Annotated in this window: 2 rRNA genes; both read right to left on the bottom strand. The window is 52.6% G+C overall.

Annotated elements, in window-relative coordinates:
* Positions 1-9 precede the first annotated feature (9 nt).
* Positions 10-125: ribosomal RNA gene (gene rrf, locus ACCD02_RS32505) — 5S ribosomal RNA — on the bottom strand.
* Between the two features lie 141 nt (positions 126-266).
* Positions 267-1,632: ribosomal RNA gene (locus ACCD02_RS32500) — 23S ribosomal RNA — on the bottom strand; the annotation flags it as partial.

Raw genomic sequence — 1,632 nt, 5'->3', positions numbered from 1 at the left:
GGAATTTAATCTTGACGATGACCTACTCTCACATGGGGAAACCCCACACTACCATCGGCGATGCATCGTTTCACTACTGAGTTCGGGATGGGATCAGGTGGTTCCAACGCTCTATGGTCGTCAAGAAATTCGGGTACTGACTCGTGGCCATGCGGCCTCGCTTCAGCAAATCGGGTATGTGATATCGGTGTTTGTGAATCGCAAACTTTCGGTTCGTGCGTCTTCATACACCGCAATCTGCTGTTGGCAAATTGCTTGGGTGTTATATGGTCAAGCCTCACGGGCAATTAGTATTGGTTAGCTCAACGCCTCACAGCGCTTACACACCCAACCTATCAACGTCGTAGTCTTCGACGGCCCTTCAGGGAACTCAAGGTTCCAGTGAGATCTCATCTTGAGGCAAGTTTCCCGCTTAGATGCTTTCAGCGGTTATCTTTTCCGAACATAGCTACCCGGCAATGCCACTGGCGTGACAACCGGAACACCAGAGGTTCGTCCACTCCGGTCCTCTCGTACTAGGAGCAGCCCCTCTCAAATCTCAAACGTCCACGGCAGATAGGGACCGAACTGTCTCACGACGTTCTAAACCCAGCTCGCGTACCACTTTAAATGGCGAACAGCCATACCCTTGGGACCGGCTTCAGCCCCAGGATGTGATGAGCCGACATCGAGGTGCCAAACACCGCCGTCGATATGAACTCTTGGGCGGTATCAGCCTGTTATCCCCGGAGTACCTTTTATCCGTTGAGCGATGGCCCTTCCATACAGAACCACCGGATCACTAAGACCTACTTTCGTACCTGCTCGACGTGTCTGTCTCGCAGTCAAGCGCGCTTTTGCCTTTATACTCTACGACCGATTTCCGACCGGTCTGAGCGCACCTTCGTACTCCTCCGTTACTCTTTAGGAGGAGACCGCCCCAGTCAAACTACCCACCATACACTGTCCTCGATCCGGATAACGGACCTGAGTTAGAACCTCAAAGTTGCCAGGGTGGTATTTCAAGGATGGCTCCACGCGAACTGGCGTCCACGCTTCAAAGCCTCCCACCTATCCTACACAAGCAAATTCAAAGTCCAGTGCAAAGCTATAGTAAAGGTTCACGGGGTCTTTCCGTCTAGCCGCGGATACACTGCATCTTCACAGCGATTTCAATTTCACTGAGTCTCGGGTGGAGACAGCGCCGCCATCGTTACGCCATTCGTGCAGGTCGGAACTTACCCGACAAGGAATTTCGCTACCTTAGGACCGTTATAGTTACGGCCGCCGTTTACCGGGGCTTCGATCAAGAGCTTCGCGTTAGCTAACCCCATCAATTAACCTTCCGGCACCGGGCAGGCGTCACACCCTATACGTCCACTTTCGTGTTTGCAGAGTGCTGTGTTTTTAATAAACAGTCGCAGCGGCCTGGTATCTTCGACCGGCATGAGCTTACGGAGCAAGTCCTTCACCCTCACCGGCGCACCTTCTCCCGAAGTTACGGTGCCATTTTGCCTAGTTCCTTCACCCGAGTTCTCTCAAGCGCCTTGGTATTCTCTACCCAACCACCTGTGTCGGTTTGGGGTACGGTTCCTGGTTACCTGAAGCTTAGAAGCTTTTCTTGGAAGCATGGCATCAACCACTTCGTCATCT

Source organism: Pseudomonas sp. Pseusp88 (assembly GCF_047303955.1).
GTDB lineage: Bacteria > Pseudomonadota > Gammaproteobacteria > Pseudomonadales > Pseudomonadaceae > Aquipseudomonas.
This window is presented reverse-complemented; position numbering and strand designations above follow the sequence as displayed.